The organism is Microbacterium sp. CPCC 204701, from assembly GCF_004010105.1.
GTDB lineage: Bacteria > Actinomycetota > Actinomycetes > Actinomycetales > Microbacteriaceae > Microbacterium.
In genome coordinates, this window is sequence record NZ_RRYE01000580.1 from 1 (window position 1) to 1338 (window position 1338).

Annotated in this window: 1 protein-coding gene and 1 pseudogene; one reads left to right on the forward strand and one right to left on the reverse strand. The window is 70.3% G+C overall.

The features are described from left to right. Positions 1–218 (forward strand): annotated as a pseudogene (gene nadE, locus EIO58_RS18065) (NAD(+) synthase); the annotation flags it as partial. Between the two features lie 316 nt (positions 219–534). On the opposite strand, the gene EIO58_RS18070 reads toward nadE, so the two are convergent. Beyond that, positions 535–1113 (reverse strand): hypothetical protein, encoded by a 579-nt coding sequence (locus EIO58_RS18070; RefSeq protein WP_127820571.1) that lies wholly within the window; start codon positions 1111–1113, stop codon positions 535–537. Positions 1114–1338: the final 225 nt, after the last annotated feature.

The following is a 1338-nucleotide window of genomic DNA, read 5'->3' on the forward strand; positions in this document are numbered from 1 at the left end:
CGTACGACCTCCCGACGGTCGTGAAGTGGCTGCAGGTGTTCCTGCAGCGCTACTTCGCGTTCGCCCAGTTCAAGCGCTCCGCGATCCCGAACGGGCCGAAGGTCTCGCCCGCGGGCTCGCTGTCGCCGCGCGGCGACTGGCGGGCGCCCTCCGACGGCAACGCCCGCGCGTGGATCGCCGAGCTGAAGGCCGCCCTGCCCGAGCTCGTCGAGGAGTGACGATCGTGATGCCTCGTGCCGAGGCATCCGTCGGCCCGCTCGCCGCACCCGTCACCAGATCAGGTGATCTCGCGAGCGCAGGACGTTTCAGCCGGATTCGTCCTACCCCGGCGAAATCACCTGATCTCACGACGGCGAGCGACGGATGCCGAGCCCGAGGCATCCGGCGGCCCGAGCATCCGTCGGTCCGAGGCATTCGTCGGCTCCCCCGCCGCCCCGTCACCAGATCAGGTGATCTCGCGAGCGCAGGACGTTTCGGCCGGATTCGTCCTACCCCGGCGAAATCTCCTGATCTCGCGACGGCGAGGGACAGGCCTCAGGCGGGCGTAGCGCCGTAGGCGAGCGTGATGATCCAGCCGTCGCGCGAGAGGTCGGCGAGGTCGTACTGCACGCGGCGGTCCGGAATCCAGCCCTTGGTGAGCGGGCTGTTCAGGCGCACGTGGTCGCCGGCCACGCGGCTCGCACGCCCGTCGGCGTCGCGCACGGCCTGTACGCGCGTCCAGTGCGCGAGGAGCTTGCCCAGGTCATGCTCCTCGAGCAGGTGCGAATGGCGCTTCATGTGATGCAGCTCGGCCTCGTCGGGATGCGTGTCGCGCAGATCGATGCCGAGAGGCACTGCCGGATCGGCCACCGCCACGACGGTCGCAGCACGGAAGCTGACGTTGCGGATCTTCAGCGGCACCTCCGCGCCACCGACTTCGGCGATCAGCTGCGTGTGGAACCCGAATGTGCGCGGAGCCTGCCGCTCGACCCGCACATCCTTCGGGTCGACGCCGAGCTGCGCCGCGACGATCTCTTTCGCGAGCACGCGCTTGCGATCGTGCTCGTTCGTCTTGGGATCCCACCCCAGCCGCGCCGTGATCCCGTCCGGAGTGTCGAGAAGCACCGATTCCATGATCCCCACCTCTTTCGCGGCCGCCCCGCACCTCCATCCTGGCCAAGCGCGTTCGACGGAGGAAGGGCCATCGGTCTTCGGACGCCGGTCGTCCGGCGGGCATGGGGGAAGGCGGAGCCGCGCAGGCTCCGCCCTCTCGGGGACCGATCGACGGCGTGCCGGTCAGTCCGACCACGCCGACGCCACCGAGCCGCCCGACGCGGGCGATGCCGGGGAGTCCGCCGG